The sequence below is a fragment of the Enterococcus sp. 1001283B150225_161107_E12 genome (genome assembly GCF_015556925.1).
Lineage (GTDB): Bacteria > Bacillota > Bacilli > Lactobacillales > Enterococcaceae > Enterococcus_B > Enterococcus_B mundtii.
Window position 1 is genome coordinate 19,123 of record NZ_JADNNI010000010.1, and the last position, 16,617, is coordinate 35,739.

The following is a 16,617-nucleotide window of genomic DNA, read 5'->3' on the forward strand; positions in this document are numbered from 1 at the left end:
AATTCATAGAACTGGCTTGGTCGGTTCGCAGCAACCACCGACTTTCTGAACAAAACACCAAAACTACTACTGGGTGAAAAGTGAACTTTCATGAAGTTTACCTGCATCTGTCCAGTTTGTCAATCTAAATGTATTTTTTCTGAAAACAAATGTTTTGATTTATCACGATCTAATCCTTTCACCCATCCATCATCTCCCGTTATTTTTTTGCAAGGATTGCTTGATGCTCCTGCTTTATTTTATCTAGAAGTTCTGGTTTTTCAAATAGATCTAAGGCAGTATTTGCCAATAGTTCAGCAGCAATTGCAATCGAAGCTAGTCCTTTTTCACTGCGAGCAGCTGCTTTAAATTCTTCAGAATGACCGGCAATATATTCATCAGAAATCGAGACGGTTGGTTGGATCGTCGGAATCACATGACTCACGTTACCAACATCAGAAGAGCCTAGACTTGTTTGTTCTTTTGTTTCGATTTCTTCATCAGGTACACCTGCTACATCCGCATGGCGGAAGAACAGCGCATCAAATGAAGGCGTCACGATCACATCATCAACCGAATTTTGGAACAACCCAAATTCATAACTTGTTCCCGTACTCAAAGCCGCACCTTTCACGATATTTTCGACTTTTTGATACACCGCATTCAATGTCTGGCGATTTTTTGCTCGCAAGTAAAATCGACCCGCCGCATATTCAGGAATCACATTCGCAGCGACCCCACCATCCGTAATGATGCCATGGATATTAACGTCTTTTGGCAATTGCAGGCGCAACGCATTGATTCCATTAAACACTTGAAGCAACGCTTCTAAGGCATTCACTCCTTTTTCTGGTGCGGCGGCTGCATGGGAAGCAACACCATGGAACTTGATGTCCACCGGATCGTTCGCTAATGATTCTGTCGTTTTGCCGTAACGGTATGCGGGATGGACACAAAGGGCAGCATCCACATCTTCAAAAAAGCCTTCCCGTACAAAACTTCCTTTAGCTGATCCGTTTTCGCCTCCCTCTTCGCCAGGTGTGCCATATACCCGGATTTCTCCACCGATCTCAGCAATTCGTTCGCGCAAGACACTGGCAGCTAAGACAGAATACGTACCAAACAAGTTATGTCCACAAGCATGACCGATTCCTGGTAAAGCGTCAAATTCTGCTAAAAAAGCAATCGTTGGTCCTGATTTTCCTGAAGCGTAACGAGCATCAAATCCTGTTCGATGACCAGCTACATCTTTTGTCACAGAAAATCCTTCTTTTTCTAATTGTTTGATCAAGGCATCTGACGAATAAAACTCATAGTTACTGACCTCTGGATGATCATGGATATCTAGGGCTAGTTCTTGATATTCAGCCAATCGTTGGTGGATTGCTTCCTTAAAAGAATGTGTTGTTAAAGTAGATGTGGTCATATTGGCTTCCTCCATTTTGCTTTTTTATTTTTTACCAAATGTTTCCCAAGCAGGTACGCTTGATCCTTTTGATGTTTCTTCGATCACTTTTGCTGTTTCTTCCGTTTGATAAGTGTCAACGATCTTTTGATAGATTTCGTTATTTTCATCTTCTTTTCTTGCTACAATGATGTTGACATATGGTCTGGCACTGTCATCGACAGGTTCTAAAAAGATCGCATCACTCGTTGGGTTCAATCCTGCATCGACTGCGACACCACTATTGATCACTGAAAGATCCACGTCATTCAATGCACGAGCTGTCTGTGAGGCATCCAGTTCAGAAATGTCTAGGTTCTTTGTATTTTCAGTAATATCTGAAGTAGTCGGTGTTTGACCTTTCGCTGGATCGACTTTGATCAAACCAGCTGTTTGTAGCAATAGCAATGCCCGTCCGCCGTTTGTGACGTCGTTAGGAATCGCTACTTTTGCGCCATCCTTGATATCATCAATGGATTGGATCGTATTGGAATAGATTCCTAAAGGTGCATTCACTGTGTTTCCGATCGAGACTAGATCTGTTCCGTGTTCCGTATTGTAATTGTCTAAAAAGAATTGATGCTGAAAAGCATTGAGGTCGATCGAGCCATCCGCTAATGCAGCATTCGGTTGATTATAGTCGGTAAATTTCACGTATTCTAAGTCAATGTCTTCTTTTGCTAAACGTGCTTTGACATCATCCCAAACGTCAGTGTCCTCTCCAATGATCCCAAGTTTTACTGTCGTTTGTTTGTTTGTGTCTGTTTCGGCATTTCCTTGGCTACAGCCAGCCAACCAAATAAGTGCAACAAAAGCGAGTACTGTATAACGAATAAGTTTTTTCATGATGATTCCTCCAGTTTAATGTGATATTTTTTTGATCAATAAGTTGCTGATCCATTGACTTAAGAAAACAAGGATCAAGATCAACAAAGTGGCGACGATAGTCACGTCTGTTTGAAAACGATTGTACCCACGAGATATCGCTAGGTTTCCTAATCCTCCTGCGCCAACCGCTCCTGCCATGGCAGTCAAGCCAATGACATTGATGATCGTCAATGCAGAGACACGAATGATCCCTGGCAATCCTTCGATCAAATAGACTCTAAAAACGATCCCTAATGGACTGGTTCCCATTGATTCGGCCGCTTCAATCACTCCAGGATCTACTTCTAACAACGCATTTTCTACTTGTCGAGCGAAAAATGGCACAACGCCAAAGATCAAAGGGACTAAAGCAGCTTTCGCACCAATCGTAGTACCAACTAAAAAGCGAGTCGTCAATGCCAGTAAAGAAAGTAAAATGATAAAGGGAATTGAGCGGACAACATTGATGACTTTGTCTAGCACTTCATAAAGCAAGCGATTTTCAAGCAATCCTTGGGGCCGTGTCACAACCAATATGATCCCAAAACCGAGACCGATTGCACCTCCGATCAACGCGGTCCAAAAAGACATATACAACGTTTGCTTCGTCGCTTCAATAAATTCATCAGGTATCGAATAGACATTGGGTAAATAGGTTTCTAAGAAATGGGTCATATCAGCGTCCTCCTTGAATCACTTTCATTTCCTTACTTGCTCCATTTTTTTGTAAAATCGTTGCTTGTACACCGGATTCAATGAGATAAGCCAAGGCTTTTTCTCGTTGATGGATCTCTCCTGATAAAGTAACGATCAATCGTCCTAATGGGGTTTCTTGCAATAGTTCTACATTGCCGTATAAAATATTCGCACTCACTTGGTATTTGCTATAAAGTTGTGCGATCAACGGTTCATTTGTTTGTGTGCCCACATAACTCAATTCCACTAACCATTTATTGGTCAACTGATCTGCAAAAGCACGATGCGAGCGAATCGTTTCTAATGCTTGGTCAACGTGGGTGGCTGTTCGGATAAACTCTTGCGTCAAAACTTCTTTTGGTGCACTGAAAATCTGAACGCTACTTCCCTGTTCGATTACTTCCCCGTTTTCCATCACGGCTACTTTGTTGCAAATTTCTTTAACGACTTGCATCTCGTGTGTGATCAAAACGATCGTCAACCCTAATTGCTGGTTCAATTTTTTCAACAAAGCTAAAATCTGATGAGTCGTTTTTGGATCTAAGGCACTCGTTGCTTCATCACAAAGTAACACTTGCGGATCACTAGCTAATGCACGAGCGATAGCAACTCTTTGCTTTTGTCCTCCTGAAAGTTGTTTTGGATAAGCAGTTGCTTTTTCTTCTAACCCGACTAATGTTAGAAGCTCATTGACTTTTTGACGACGCTCCTGTTTCGATTTTTTCGTATATTTCAACGAGAAATCGACGTTGTCAAAAATCGTGCGACTTTCCATTAGGTGAAAATGTTGAAAAATCATCCCAATCGATTTTCGTTCTTTCCGTAATTCTTTCGGGGATAGTTTCCCTAACTCTGTTCCATTGATGATGACTTTGCCACTTGTTGGTTTTTGTAACAGGTTCATGACACGAACCAGCGTACTTTTCCCAGCACCTGAATAACCTACGATACCGTAAACATCCCCTTTAGCAATCGAAAGATCCACCTGTTTCACTGCCTGGATCGTCTTTTCTTTTTGTTGGAAAGAAACATTTATTGCTTGTAATTCAATCATTTTTACTCCTCCTTCGGTTTGACGATAAAAAAAGGCATCCTCAAGAAAATGACTCATCACTTTCTTGAGGACGCCTTTTTGCGTGTTACCACCTCATGTTCAAGTTACACTTACATGTAACTCCTCTTCGAGTACAAACATACTCTAGCAAGCTAACGGTTGCGACCGTCACCATCTCACAATTTTGCTCGGGGTGAATTGCTCAATAGCCATTTTCCAAATATGCCGCCTTGCTTCTTCTCAGCTACCGAAGCTCTCTGTTAAAGGTTTATGTATTTGTACTTACTATTTCAACGCAAAAAATATAAAAAAAATCCTTTTATCAGCATAAATCTACTGATAAAAGGACGACGTATCGTGGTACCACCTTTATTCGGAAGTTTCCTTCCCTCAATCCAACATCTCTTGACGAGAGATTGGTTGTCCGTTTTAACGGTCAGACATTTCCGAACTTGCCTACTTATCGACAAGTTATTCTCCAAGGCCATTTTTCAACTTTTCTTACTTGACTCTTTCCACCAACCAGAGCCTCTCTTTGAAGTTTCCAAGTTTACTTTCCTTATCAACGAATCCATATTTTGTTGTTGAGAACACTTTATCTAACTGAAAACAAAAAGTCAAGCAAGAAATTAAAAAAAATAAATATTCAATCGATTGATAAATAAAAAAATCGTTGGTGACACTAGATTTCCAGTCGTTTATTTTTTTCCTTTTTCTTTTTCTAACATCTCCAACACGATCAAAAGATCGGTACCTTCCGCTAAGATCGATAAATCTGCTTTTTCCCTTTCGGTATAAGCCCGATCAAAGCTTGAATCTGGAATCAAAACAACACCCATTCCTGCTCGTGATGCGGCGGTCGCACCAACCAAAGAATCTTCCACTGCAAAGGCTTCTGACGCTGTCAATCCCGACCGCTCTAGCGCAGTTAGATAAGGAATTGGTGAGGGTTTATTTTCAGACACTTCATCCCCAAAGGTATATGTATGGAAATAAGGCTTCAAAGAAAATTGATCCAAGATATTGGTTGCTCGTTTTGTGACCGTCGTCGTTGCTAGACCAAGAATGAGTTTTTGGTCGTTCAATTCTTTCAACACTTCTTTGGCATGAGGTTTCAATTGGATAGCGCCACTATGCAGTTGTTGGTAGAAATATTCTTCGCGTTTTTCACGAACCTTTTGTACCATCTCCGCTGTTCCCGCCATTTTGATCAACAAATCATAGCTTTGTTTCCAATTTTTCCCACCCCATGTATCAACGATTTCTTGAGGTATTTCGATATCAAATTGCTTGAATCCCCATAGCCAACCGTCACGATAAGTTCTTTCTGTATCAACTAATAGTCCATCTAAATCAAATATTGCACCCTTCATATCCACTGATCCTTTCAAAAAAACAATATCTGTAGTGTATCATGTTTTTTCATTCAAACCAATGGGATCTCAAGCATTTTTGTTATGAGTGATAATTACACTCACCCTCCGCACTCAATTATTTGGATTCATTTTAGTTATTTTATTTCTACGAATCTTTAATAATTGATTCGTAAAATTGGCCCAATCGACCGCCCTTGGAGGAACTAACCAAATGATTTGGAACAAGTCTCCAAAAGAACAGATTTCCTTATCTGTCAAGAGTAGATCTGTTTCATCATCTGCCTTCGTTTGGTAGATGATATTCAAGTCTGAGATTTTCTGGATATTATTTTTGATCAACGCATTAAATTGTGGTCCAAAGGAAAAATCAATACAAATACGGAGCGGTTTCAATTGCTGATCGATGGGTAATATATCCATCATCACTAGCACATAATGAAAAAATAAAAATTCTTTTGCGAGCCAAATTTGCTTGTTCTTTTTTTGTTTTTGGATGTAATCTCTGCAAAACAAAAAGTATTCCGGATACATTTCATAAAAATAAGTGACATCCAGGTTGTTATTGTCATCAATATTTTCTTCTTTGAAATATTTGATCTTCAAATGCAAGACTGTCAGCTGTCTCCTGATTTCTTTTAGCTGATTCTCTGAGAGAATGAATGCTTGCCCAAGTTCTTCAAGAAACAAGTCATTCAACGCGATTACTTCCTTTAGCGTCACTTCCTCAATAAGTTCCGGCTCATTGATTGCTCCTTCGACAACAAGATAAGCAAAGATCTGTTGCGCTTCGTTATATAGCTCTTTTTCCGTATCGATTTTTGCCTCTTTTTCAAGCCAGGAAAATATGCTTCGAAAGAAATCATTTGTTTGTAACATTTTTTTATTGAATGTCAATTGACTTTTTTTATTCTCGGACATTCGCCAACCTTGCTTTATTCGAATCAAGCTGACTGAAAGAAAATGTTGGAGTTTTGTTTCACTAAAACCTGTAAATGAAGCAGCGAATTTCGGTTCAAGGAATCGAATCAATTCTTCTACTTGCTCTGTGATTTCTGTTGGATAAACCGAATAAGCCCGTCCGTATAATTTGGTGAAATAAAACGTCACCAATCCACGTACAGAGCCTTCTTCCCCACTTAGTAAGAATTTTTTTGTGACTGTCAGTTCTTTATCTGCTAATCTCGTACGCATGTCTTTCAGCTTTTGGTAAACGAGGGGATGACTGATATAATTTTTGATCGCATAATCATTGACAGATTCGAACGTTTCAAAAAATATTTCTTGTAACATCAAAAAACCAAAGGAATGGCGGACATACATTTCACCTAAAATCGTCGAATTCCCTCGACCACTCTCAATCAGTCGGACGTTATTTCCTTCGAAAAACAGTTGAAATTCATCCGTTAGCCCATATTCCACAAAATCATGTGACAATTCTTCCATTGACTTATTCAGCAAAAAATAAGAGATATCCAATTCTTCCACCACTTTTTCATGATTTTCAATTAAAAGTGGCTTTGTTTCCAAATAACGTAGCAACTCTAACTTTCGTTGCGCTGGCTTATCTAAAAATAGTTTGAACATTTTGATTTCCTCTACCTTCTGGTTTTTCTCCATAGAGTATCGTACCTGAAAATAAGTAGCTCATTGCTGCCATCTGACTATTATCTGAACTAGCAGAACCAGAACCACTCGACTGTGGCAACATCACTTGGCTATGAGAGTGATCATCAGAAAAAAATTGATCATCTAAGGTTATTTTACGTGATGTACTAGCAATCTGGCTAATAATATCGCCCTGATTATCCAATGATTTGGGTTTGCTTGGTTGCTTTTTTTTAGGCATTGAAGAATCTTGATAAGGTAATTTGGCTTGTGCTTGTTCTTCAACTTCCTGCTTTTCGTTATTTATGATTGCAGTATCTTGTGATTGTTCGGTGTGTCCAACCTCTGCTTCTTTCTCATCCGTTACTGGACGTTGGGGAGTAACTGGTTGAATTTGGATTTCTTCTGTTGGATTCAACGGATCATAAATGATCGTTTCTGCATATATATAGATGGAGGATTCAAAATAGACTGCAGCGAACAGAAGTGTTCCTAATATAGCGATTTTTTGTCTTTTCACTTTTCTCCCCCTTTTTTGATTAGACATTTTAAGTAAGTGAAACCCTACGTTTCCAAGCAAAAATTGTCTGACTGATCTTATTTATTTGATCAGTCAGACGTTGTTTTATCAGGGATTGATATTATTTATTTTCAGATTCGTCTTCATCTTTTTGTTTTTTTCTTTTCCAAAAAATAAATAGAAATAAAAGAATCAATAATAATAGGATACCGAATAATAGATACATCCACGTATTGTCTTGTTCAATCGTCACATCTTTTTCGTTTAATTCCCTAGCAACTTCACCTTTGATTTCAAAGTCTTTTTCAAATTCCCATTTATATTTATAGATTTCTTCAGAGCCACTAGAAGTTTTAACTTTGTATTCCCCATCTGCAGCTTTTTCACCGTAAGCAGTCATCTTCATCGTATACTTCCCTGCTTCCAACTTTTCACCGTTCAAAGAAATGGGGTAAGCAAAGTGAGAATTAGGGGCCATTTGCATACTTTCCGTTTGGCTGTCGTAGAGCACTTCAGCTGATCCTTTTTTCGTGATCGTTGTTGCTACGTTCAATTGATTCAAGTAAACCGCTTGAGGATTTTGCAAATGTACATTGATCACATTTCTCGCGTTGACTTGTGCCGGTTCCACTTTCGTTGCTTTGAGATCAGGCTTGATAGTTGTCATATTTTGACGGATCAATAATGCAACTACGTAAGAGTACTCATTTTTGATGGCTAAGCCTTTATCTTCTGAAGAAGAGTCCTGGGTGTCATCCGTTTTTTCTTTAAAAGTGATCCCACCTGCCATGACGCCATCAAATTTTTCTGCTGGCATAGTGACTGTGATTGGCACTGTCACTTCCGCATGTTTTGGTAACGTCACTTCTGGCTCTGCTTTCGCATAATCTTTTAAATTGTAAACCAAACTATTATCGGGTTCAATTTTATTTTCACCATACTCCACCACACCATTCAAATTAGTTGTTGCACTGTTGATCGTGGTTTCGATCGTGATGTCGTTGTCTGTGTCATTGCGTAATTGGACTTCGATTGTTTGCTGTTTGTCCGGTTCCATCAATAAATCGAAATATGTTTTTTGTTTATCGATTTGATTTTCGGGAATCACTGGGGTAACCGCAAAATTAAATTCTGATGCAAAAGTTGATTGGACTGGAACCATACTTAGCATGGCAACCATGAGGCTGACAATAAGGATAAATCTTTTTTTCATAATATTTTTAACTCCCTGATAAATTAGATGTTGGCAAGGCTATGACAGAAGCATTCTATCCCTTCAAAGGTAACTAATATCACTGCGTTGCACCAATTTTTTTGAGGTCAAGACAAAAAGTGCTTTCACTCTTGCCTTGACCAGATTGTTTTATATTAGTTTCCTGGGGCATCTGTTAACGTCCAAGTGAACGTTGTTTGGTAAGCTTTTGCGTATTTTGTCGTTGAGCCTGGTACTTCTAATGCAATACTATTTTTCGCAGTATCCACTGAATTTCCCCAATCCATCAAATACGTTCCAGCACCTTCACCATTTTTCGCACTCATCACTAATGATTCACTACCACTTGGATCTAAGCTGAAAGTTGCAACGCCTGTTGGTTTTGCTGATTGTGAACCAGTCACGACATTACCATTTGATAATGTGATTTTTGCACCTGTTAATTCTTGGTCTTCCGCTGTTTTGAATTGTGCATTTTGTTTTACTTTCAATGTCCAACCTGTTTCAGTTCCGCGGTTGTCAGATACTTGAACAAAGTTTGGTCCTTCTTTTTCAACATCACTTGCATCTTTATATTTTTGTGCTGCAGCATAGTATGTTTGCGTTTTTGACGTGATTTTTTGTTCACCGAAGACTAGACTTGAAGCAAAGTCGATCGATAATGGACCATTTGTACCTGGATTTGGCTTACCATCAGGATTTGTTGGATCAACTGGCGTTACTGGTTGTTCTGGATCAAGTGGATCAACTGGATCAGTCGTCTCTGTATTCGGTACATAATTGATCACACCGTTTGAAGTATACTCCCCACCATCAGCTGCCGCTACGCTAACTGTGCTGAATACTCCGCCTAATAACATTGTTGATAATAAGATCATTTGTGATTTTTTCATTTTTATTTTCTCCATTCTTAATTTCCTGGTGTATCGGATAGATTCCAAGTTAATATTGTTGAATACGTAACTGCATCTTTCGGTGTTTTACCTGGGATGGTCAATGAAACACTTTTCGTAACCACTGAGGATACGTCTTTATTTTTTTGGTCTTTCATTGTGATTGTCTCCACTTTGTCACCCCATGCTTCGATCCATGTGCCAGAACCTGCATCTTGTCCAGCACTTAGAACAATCGATTCTGCACCGTTTGGATCTAAGCTGATTTCAGTGGTCGCAGTCGGTGCAGCTACACCTTCTGCATTTGATTTGACTACCGGATCTTGCAATTTTATTACCGCGCCAGTCAACGTTTTGTTTAATGTGTCATCGTTCTTAAATTGACCGTTTTGACATACTTTCAATGTCCAACCAGCATTATTGCCTCGGTGATCAGATACTTGGACATAATCTGGCGTAACTAGATCCGAAAATGTGCCATCGTCATTTACATAAGTCTGTGCTTTAGCATAATAGGTTTCTGTTTTATTCGATATCTTATTCATGCCGAAATCAAAACTTGAAGCAAAGTCGATTGATAGTGGTCCTTTTGTTCCTGGTTCTGGGTCCGTTCCATCTGGATTAGTTGGATGAACCGGTTTATCTGGATCAGGGTCAATTGGATTGACTGGATCGGTTGGTTCCGTATCAGGTATAAAATTGACCGTACCATTACTTGTATACTTGGCTTGATCGACGGCTTGGACGGTCCCCGTTACTCCTGTCAAAAGACTAATGATCATTAAACCACTTACTGTTTTTTTCATACGATCCCCCAAAGTGATTCCTTTTTCACATGTTTCTTTTATGGCGCTGGAGTAGATTTTAGGCTCCATGTCAATGTGGTGCTATACTCTTTCGCTAATTTGACCGTTTTACCTGGCACGTTAAGTTTTACAGCAGTTGCGCCTTCTGTTGCATCTGTACCAAATTTGTAGATCCACGTTCCCATCCCTTTACCTGCATCAGCAGTCATCAAGACTGATTCATTTCCAGGAGTCAATGTATTTTGTGTCACTAGATCTGGTTTGTATTGATCATCCATGATCGATGCACTTGCACCGTTACTTAAGGATAGTACTGCACCTGATAACTCTTCTGCTGCGGCAGTTTGGAATTGCGTATCTTGCTTGACAGATAAGCTCCAACCTTCTTGTGTTCCACGTTTGTCTGTTACTTGTACATAGTTAGGTCCGTCTGTACCATTTGTGAATGTTTGGACTTGCGCATAGTAATCTTTAGTAACAGTAGTGATTTTTTGTTTACCAAATTGGAAACTTGAAGCAAAATCAATTGATAATGGTCCGTTCGTGCCTGGATTGGGCCCATTTGGATCAGTTGGATCTACTGGTACTACCGGACTTGTGGGATCAGTTGGGTCAACCGGATCTGTTGGATCGGTATCTGCTTCAAATGCGATCACACCATTTGTCTCATAGCTTGCAGTTTCATCCGCAGCAAATACTGTGCTTGTTCCTACTAATGTACTAAATAAAATAATTCCAGCTGTTAACAATGTTGTCTTTTTCATTTTTCTCTTCTTCTCCTTTTTATACCAATTATTATCAACACGATCAAAAGAAGGAAACTTCCAATGATCGTAAATTGTTTACTCCTGTATTCTCCAGTTTTTGGTAACTGTTTACTATCCCCTTGTATCGCCTCTTGCTGATCCACAGTTGTTCCAGAGGGCGTTTGATCGTCTTGAGTAGAGTTGGGTAAAGTGGGTTCGCCCACTCCTTCTTCAGAACTGCTACTTCCAGCTTCAGGATATTCATAGGTGCCATAAAATCCTGTGACACCCTCACTTTTAAACGATTGCTCTTCTTCTGCTAAACCAATTGGCGTTTGTGTAAAAAGAAATCCTAACAACACAAGGATCTTCCACCTTTTTTTCTTCATCTTTCTCACCTATTCTCTATCGTCGTGTTTTTCTATAGGTTACCGGGTGCTGCAACCAATGACCATGATAATGTTCCTTGATAACTTCCGATTTTTTGTTTTTCCGGAGGAACAGTTAACTTGATTCCTTTGTTGTTCGCTTGTCCCCACTCTTGATTGACAAGATATTCCCCATTTGTCGTTAGTGTCTTTTCTTCCACGATCACTGCATTTGGACCGAGTACTGTGTTCGTTGTACCGTCTGTAAATGAAAGTGCATTAGAAAGTTCGGTTGTCCCAGAAGTCAAAGGTTGTTTTTCAGTAACTGTCAATTGCCAATTGTCCCGTTCAGAACCTCTTGTATCTTTCACGATCAAACCACCTTCGATCCGTGGCCAGTACGTTTGAGTTGTTGTCTTAACTTTTTGTGTCTCGAAATTCATCGTGTTTGGGACTTCTTTAAGTTCTAAAGTCCCTGTAATCGCTACATTGACTATTTTTTCTGTCGTTATTCCATTTAGTCGATAGCTATACGTCGTTGAAACATTTTTTAAAACTTCCGCTTCTGTCGTATCCTTGATTGCTGAAAACGTTGTGTCTGTCAACGTTGGTACTTGATTCGCACTGCCATCGGCTAAGATCACTTGTGCCAGTGTTCGTTGATTCAACTCTTGTTGAGACGTCAACGCATTGGCATCAGATAAACTCATCCGAACATCTTTTGCATAGACTGCAAAACTACGATCCGTCGAAATCGTTGCTTCATTTTTTACAACGATCAAGTTTGCTTGTTGTTCCTTTTCATTCCCCGTCGTACCGACTTTATAATCAATGACATGTTTTCTGGAAACTTCATCTGCTGCTAGCGGTTGCTTGATTTTGTCCATTACATCAGCGGTGATCGAATCCGTAAAGAATGGACGTCCCTCTGCCTCCATCAATGATAAAACTGATTGTTGATCGACTAAATCTTGTGCTTCTTTTTCAGAAATGAGCACATTTCTAGCAGAAAGCTCAGCAGCATTCGAATACTTCACTTTGACTTCATAACTGTATTCGCTATCTGGCGATTGCCAATCGATCGTTGATGAATCTTTTTGTTCAGCAATCGTTGTAGGTGTGTCGCCAATTTTTGAACTGTTGATTTCTGCTTGGTACAACCATGAACCAGTTATTTGTGTTTCTGGCGCAAAGCTCAATTTTGGCGTGATACCCTTTCCTGATGGAATCACCAAGCGTCCTTTTTGAACTTTTGTACCTGCGGTTTCTGTTCCCCATGCATTCAAGACTAATGGCGCATTCCCTTCTTTCACTTCACTGACGTTATGAAAAATACTTCCTTCGCCTTGAGCGATTCCAGGATTTTCTACTTCATAATCGATAACTGAACCAGGTATTGCAATACCATAACCACTACCGGATTTTGAGACATCGTTATCCCCGATGAAGCTTTTTCCAGTTGCTTTTTCAGTTCCTCTGAAATTCAAAGGTGTTAGCTTTGTTGCATTGGCAATCGTTGGATTGATTGTCAAAACTTGATAGGCTTTAGTTGCGCCGAACCATGTACCGGTACTATCTACTTGCGTTGTTGAATCTCCAGTAGTTGACTTGATCCAGACTAATTCATCTTTTGCAGGATCAGGAAACTCGACATCTGAAATATTGACTTTTCCTGTTCCAGGAATCGTTTCTAAAGTGGCTTCATCCTCTATAGTCAACTTAGCTGCAGAAATTAAGTTACTAGAAGTTGAAACGCCGATCCCAGCATTTTTTGACAAATGGATGTTTCCAAATGAATGATAGGTCGTTGCATGATTGGCAGCAGTCGCAGATAAACCGTTTTTGATATTTCCGCCATTTGCCATTAATTTCAATCCATTTGTTACATTTAATTCGGTGAAATTGACGATGCCTAGTCCAGTAAGATTGATTGGATCTGTTTGATAGCTGTTTGTACCATCGACATTTTCACCAAAATTGAACACGACTTTGTTTGTACTGGCATTAGCAATCGTATTCGTAAAGTTATCACTGGCTGAACCACCGGATAAACCATTGATACTAACAGCTCCTTGAACATTAGCGGTAACGTTCCTCAAAATTTTCCCACTGCTGATATTGGAATACTGTGTAGCATACAGATTACCAATACTAGAGCCCTCCGCTTGGATATTCATCTGGATCGAACCATTTTGGGTGTAGGTAGCATAACTACCACCATCCCCATAAATGCTCGCACCATTTAATGAATCCACACCTGGTTTGGTAAAGATATTCAGCGTAATCGTATTGTCCGTATTTGTCCCCAAATTCGTGTTTTGTCCATATGGTCGCCCCCCTGTGATATATGTGTTACCTGGTAACTTGAATTCACCGTCATAGTTTCGTAAATCAATGAGTAAACTAGCATTTCCAAGTAGTGACCCATAGTTTGTGATACCACCAGAAAAGCCGTTAGAACCAGTTCGAGGAGTACCAGAGAAGTTCCCACCATAGATGCGATTATCTGAATTCCCAGTAACAGTATGTCCAGCACTTGCGCCATAGGATGCACCCATTGAAGCATTAATGACTCCTTCATAAACGGTCACTCCTACGTTTCCGACAATTTTTTTGTCATCCCATCCGCCACCAGATAAGAACCAGTCTACTTGACCATCATTGACGATGGTTTGTCCGTTACCATACACACGTGTCCCTGCATAGCCCGTACCTTCTAACGTATCAGCGATTCCACCATTCAATATGTTTGAGCTATTTCCTTCAATAACCCCCGAATAAGAACCACCATATGTCCATCGCGCTACGGTATTATTCAATATCGTTTGTGTATCTCCTTTAATGTAGATGTCCCATGTATCATTTGAAGCAGGATAGCCACCTCCACCTACAACGTCCCAAACCGAAGCTTCTCCACGATTTTTCTTCGTGGTCGAATAGGCTAAATCGGTTGGCATTGATCCGGAATAGGCAAAGCCAGCTCCGCCGATTGAACCATCTGCATTAGCCGTCCCAACTTCAATCGTTGTGTTGCCTTCGATGTAGCCACCGCGACCTGCTGCTGTTGTCCAAATGGCGCCATTATTGAATGAACCACTGACTAATTTTGAGGTGATGTTACCGAAGACTTTGAACTCTGCCGCAGCTTTGGCTAAATCAGCTCTTTGTTGTGGTGTATACGCATCATAGGTTGTTTCATTTGATGCCCCAATCCCACTTTTATTGAATTTAACAACGTTATTGCCGGCGCCCCCATTGAAGTCATTGATTCCACCGGCAGATGGGGTTCCTGCTTTGATCGTATTTGTGATATTCCCCGTGACCGTACCGGTATAACGATTGCCACCTTCAAATTCTGCCCGTCCAGCACTGTACAAACTACTATCCAAATTTGTTTCGATTCCGTCAGTTGAACGATTGGTTCCGATATTTCCTCGAGAGGACCCACCGATGAATCGTTCCCCTGCGCCGTACCAACGACCATAACCTGAAATGTTATTGGTTACTTTTCCACCAATATTCCCGTAGATGACACCACCATAAAAGGTACTTAATTGAAACCCTGTTGCACTATTGGTAATCCCGATAGTAGTAGATACAGTTCCCGTAACATTTGCTGTATTTGTCGCACTGGTTCCATTTCCACCACCGTACAAATTCGTGATTCGTCCACCAGCATTATTGATGATCGTAGAGACGTTTCCATCAATGGTACCAATATTAGCTCCTCCTGCTAGTGTATTGATTCCCCCATTATTCGTATTGTTGATAACGATACTCGTATTCCCTTTCAGCGTGCCACCATTTTGATTACCACCAAAGATATTCCATGTATAAGAACCTGTCGTATTGATAGTGATCACCGGATTCCCTACGACATCTCCTGAATTGGTTCCACCATAAATTGAAATACCGTTACCGTTTGCTCCTCCATTCAAATTCAAGCTGTGTCCATTCATATAGAAGTAAGAGCCGGTATAGCTAATATTTCGTAAAGTAATCGTTGAACCAAAGTAAGCATTCGCTGTAAAAGCAAGTGTTTTTGCACCAGATGGTACCGTTAAATCTTGTGTGATTGGATCATCTGAATGGCCAGTGATCACTAGTTGATTTACTTTATCTTTTAATGAGGCAAACGTAGCGTTAGTTGCATCGACCGTACTTGGAATATTGTTAGCGACTGTAGCAGCTGTTAATGTGACGTTTGATCCAATATACATGACGTAATCTTGCATATTGCCCGCATGATACAAATCATTTAATGCCGCTTTTACTCCGGCATCTGATGCAGCATATGTTTGGTAAGCTTGCGTGCTATCTGTGGGATTTGGTACAACAAGTACTTTCGTCTTATCCGCTGTAGCAATCGTATCTTTGATCGAAGCATCTGTACTTTTTAAAGAACGGAATGCCTGTTGTTTGAATACTGCTTTTAGTTGCAGATCCTTCGTCACTGTTAATTCGCTGATTTCTTCATTTGTATAGAGTTTGCCTTCAACTTCCCAACCGTTCAATGGTTGCTCATCCGCAAAAATCGGGATATCATTACTTGCTAATTTTTCGTTTTCCTTAACTGTCAGTTCTTTAACTTCCGCTCCTGATTCGAATAAATGAGTGCTATCTGTCATAAAAGTTAAAGTAAAGTGTTTTTCTTCAGTCATCGATTCTTGTGTCTGTGCCTCTGACTGTTTCACCTCCTCTTTTACTGATTCTGTTGTCTGTGTGACTGTCTCTTCACTTTGCATGGTTTGATCAATCGACTCTTCTGTTTCAGTTGTGGGTGATAGAGTGACTGCATCATTTTCAGCATCCACTGCCTGCACGACGATTGACAATGGAGAAGTTATCCCTGAAAAAAGAAGCATTGCGGCAACACACATAACAATATTTTTTTTCATTTTATCTTCCCTTCTGCTTCATACAACAAAATTAACTTATTGATAATTATTATTGCTTGCTTGATTCTTTTTGTATTGTATAATGTAAAATCAAGTTATTTTTAAAAAATATTTCTTGATTACTGAAAAACGATTAACTTTTTTCAGAGCAT

At 39.9% G+C, this 16,617-nt stretch carries 13 protein-coding genes and 2 other annotated features; all 13 genes read right to left on the minus strand.

The annotated features are described in order from the left end of the window. Positions 1 to 199: 199 nt before the first annotated feature. A complete protein-coding gene (locus tag I2F89_RS09075) occupies positions 200 to 1,405 on the minus strand; it encodes a M20 family metallopeptidase (protein ID WP_071867170.1) in 1,206 nt (401 codons plus the stop codon). A 24-nt stretch (positions 1,406 to 1,429) separates the two neighbouring features. Continuing rightward, positions 1,430 to 2,269, minus strand: a complete 840-nt coding sequence (locus I2F89_RS09080) for a MetQ/NlpA family ABC transporter substrate-binding protein (protein ID WP_115358125.1) — start codon at positions 2,267 to 2,269, stop codon at positions 1,430 to 1,432. A 15-nt stretch (positions 2,270 to 2,284) separates the two neighbouring features. Next, positions 2,285 to 2,965, minus strand: a complete 681-nt coding sequence (locus I2F89_RS09085; protein ID WP_071867172.1) for a methionine ABC transporter permease — start codon at positions 2,963 to 2,965, stop codon at positions 2,285 to 2,287. A 1-nt stretch (position 2,966) separates the two neighbouring features. Then, positions 2,967 to 4,040: a methionine ABC transporter ATP-binding protein gene (locus tag I2F89_RS09090; RefSeq protein ID WP_010734726.1), complete on the minus strand. Its 1,074-nt coding sequence runs from the start codon at positions 4,038 to 4,040 to the stop codon at positions 2,967 to 2,969. 63 nt (positions 4,041 to 4,103) lie between these two features. After that, positions 4,104 to 4,343, minus strand: a binding site (T-box leader). 37 nt (positions 4,344 to 4,380) lie between these two features. Beyond that, positions 4,381 to 4,615, minus strand: a binding site (T-box leader). Between the two features lie 123 nt (positions 4,616 to 4,738). After that, positions 4,739 to 5,413 (minus strand): HAD family hydrolase, encoded by a 675-nt coding sequence (locus I2F89_RS09095; RefSeq protein ID WP_071867173.1) that lies wholly within the window; start codon positions 5,411 to 5,413, stop codon positions 4,739 to 4,741. A gap of 114 nt (positions 5,414 to 5,527) precedes the next feature. After that, on the minus strand, positions 5,528 to 7,000 hold the full coding sequence (locus I2F89_RS09100) for a helix-turn-helix domain-containing protein (RefSeq protein WP_115358127.1): 1,473 nt from the start codon (positions 6,998 to 7,000) through the stop codon (positions 5,528 to 5,530). Next, a complete protein-coding gene (locus I2F89_RS09105) occupies positions 6,978 to 7,541 on the minus strand; it encodes a hypothetical protein (protein WP_071867175.1) in 564 nt (187 codons plus the stop codon). Before I2F89_RS09105 ends, I2F89_RS09100 begins: the two co-directional genes overlap by 23 nt. A 121-nt stretch (positions 7,542 to 7,662) precedes the next feature. Next, positions 7,663 to 8,754 carry a DUF916 and DUF3324 domain-containing protein gene (locus I2F89_RS09110; RefSeq protein WP_074799886.1) on the minus strand — a complete coding sequence of 364 codons (1,092 nt, stop codon included), beginning with the start codon at positions 8,752 to 8,754 and terminating at the stop codon, positions 7,663 to 7,665. A gap of 155 nt (positions 8,755 to 8,909) precedes the next feature. Beyond that, positions 8,910 to 9,647, minus strand: a complete 738-nt coding sequence (locus I2F89_RS09115; protein ID WP_019724077.1) for a WxL domain-containing protein — start codon at positions 9,645 to 9,647, stop codon at positions 8,910 to 8,912. 17 nt (positions 9,648 to 9,664) lie between these two features. After that, positions 9,665 to 10,453 carry a WxL domain-containing protein gene (locus I2F89_RS09120; protein WP_071867177.1) on the minus strand — a complete coding sequence of 263 codons (789 nt, stop codon included), beginning with the start codon at positions 10,451 to 10,453 and terminating at the stop codon, positions 9,665 to 9,667. Between the two features lie 38 nt (positions 10,454 to 10,491). Beyond that, positions 10,492 to 11,217, minus strand: coding sequence for a WxL domain-containing protein (locus tag I2F89_RS09125; RefSeq protein WP_071867178.1), 726 nt, complete (start codon positions 11,215 to 11,217; stop codon positions 10,492 to 10,494). Continuing rightward, the gene (locus I2F89_RS09130) at positions 11,214 to 11,588 is read right to left on the minus strand and encodes an LPXTG cell wall anchor domain-containing protein (RefSeq protein ID WP_086335031.1); all 375 of its coding nucleotides are present in this window, start codon (positions 11,586 to 11,588) and stop codon (positions 11,214 to 11,216) included. Before I2F89_RS09130 ends, I2F89_RS09125 begins: the two co-directional genes overlap by 4 nt. A 32-nt stretch (positions 11,589 to 11,620) precedes the next feature. Continuing rightward, positions 11,621 to 16,465, minus strand: a complete 4,845-nt coding sequence (locus tag I2F89_RS09135) for a hypothetical protein (protein ID WP_195514232.1) — start codon at positions 16,463 to 16,465, stop codon at positions 11,621 to 11,623. Positions 16,466 to 16,617: the final 152 nt, after the last annotated feature.

Bases quoted from the DNA above. Each gene is read 5' to 3' on its own strand.
- I2F89_RS09135 (WP_195514232.1), bottom strand. From the start codon at position 16,465: ATGAAAAAAAATATTGTTATGTGTGTTGCCGCAATGCTTCTTTTTTCA.
- I2F89_RS09125 (WP_071867178.1), bottom strand. From the start codon at position 11,217: ATGAAAAAGACAACATTGTTAACAGCTGGAATTATTTTATTTAGTACA.
- I2F89_RS09095 (WP_071867173.1), bottom strand. From the start codon at position 5,413: ATGAAGGGTGCAATATTTGATTTAGATGGACTATTAGTTGATACAGAA.
- I2F89_RS09115 (WP_019724077.1), bottom strand. From the start codon at position 9,647: ATGAAAAAATCACAAATGATCTTATTATCAACAATGTTATTAGGCGGA.
- I2F89_RS09110 (WP_074799886.1), bottom strand. From the start codon at position 8,754: ATGAAAAAAAGATTTATCCTTATTGTCAGCCTCATGGTTGCCATGCTA.
- I2F89_RS09090 (WP_010734726.1), bottom strand. From the start codon at position 4,040: ATGATTGAATTACAAGCAATAAATGTTTCTTTCCAACAAAAAGAAAAG.
- I2F89_RS09080 (WP_115358125.1), bottom strand. From the start codon at position 2,269: ATGAAAAAACTTATTCGTTATACAGTACTCGCTTTTGTTGCACTTATT.
- I2F89_RS09120 (WP_071867177.1), bottom strand. From the start codon at position 10,453: ATGAAAAAAACAGTAAGTGGTTTAATGATCATTAGTCTTTTGACAGGA.
- I2F89_RS09075 (WP_071867170.1), bottom strand. From the start codon at position 1,405: ATGACCACATCTACTTTAACAACACATTCTTTTAAGGAAGCAATCCAC.
- I2F89_RS09085 (WP_071867172.1), bottom strand. From the start codon at position 2,965: ATGACCCATTTCTTAGAAACCTATTTACCCAATGTCTATTCGATACCT.
- I2F89_RS09130 (WP_086335031.1), bottom strand. From the start codon at position 11,588: ATGAAGAAAAAAAGGTGGAAGATCCTTGTGTTGTTAGGATTTCTTTTT.
- I2F89_RS09100 (WP_115358127.1), bottom strand. From the start codon at position 7,000: ATGTTCAAACTATTTTTAGATAAGCCAGCGCAACGAAAGTTAGAGTTG.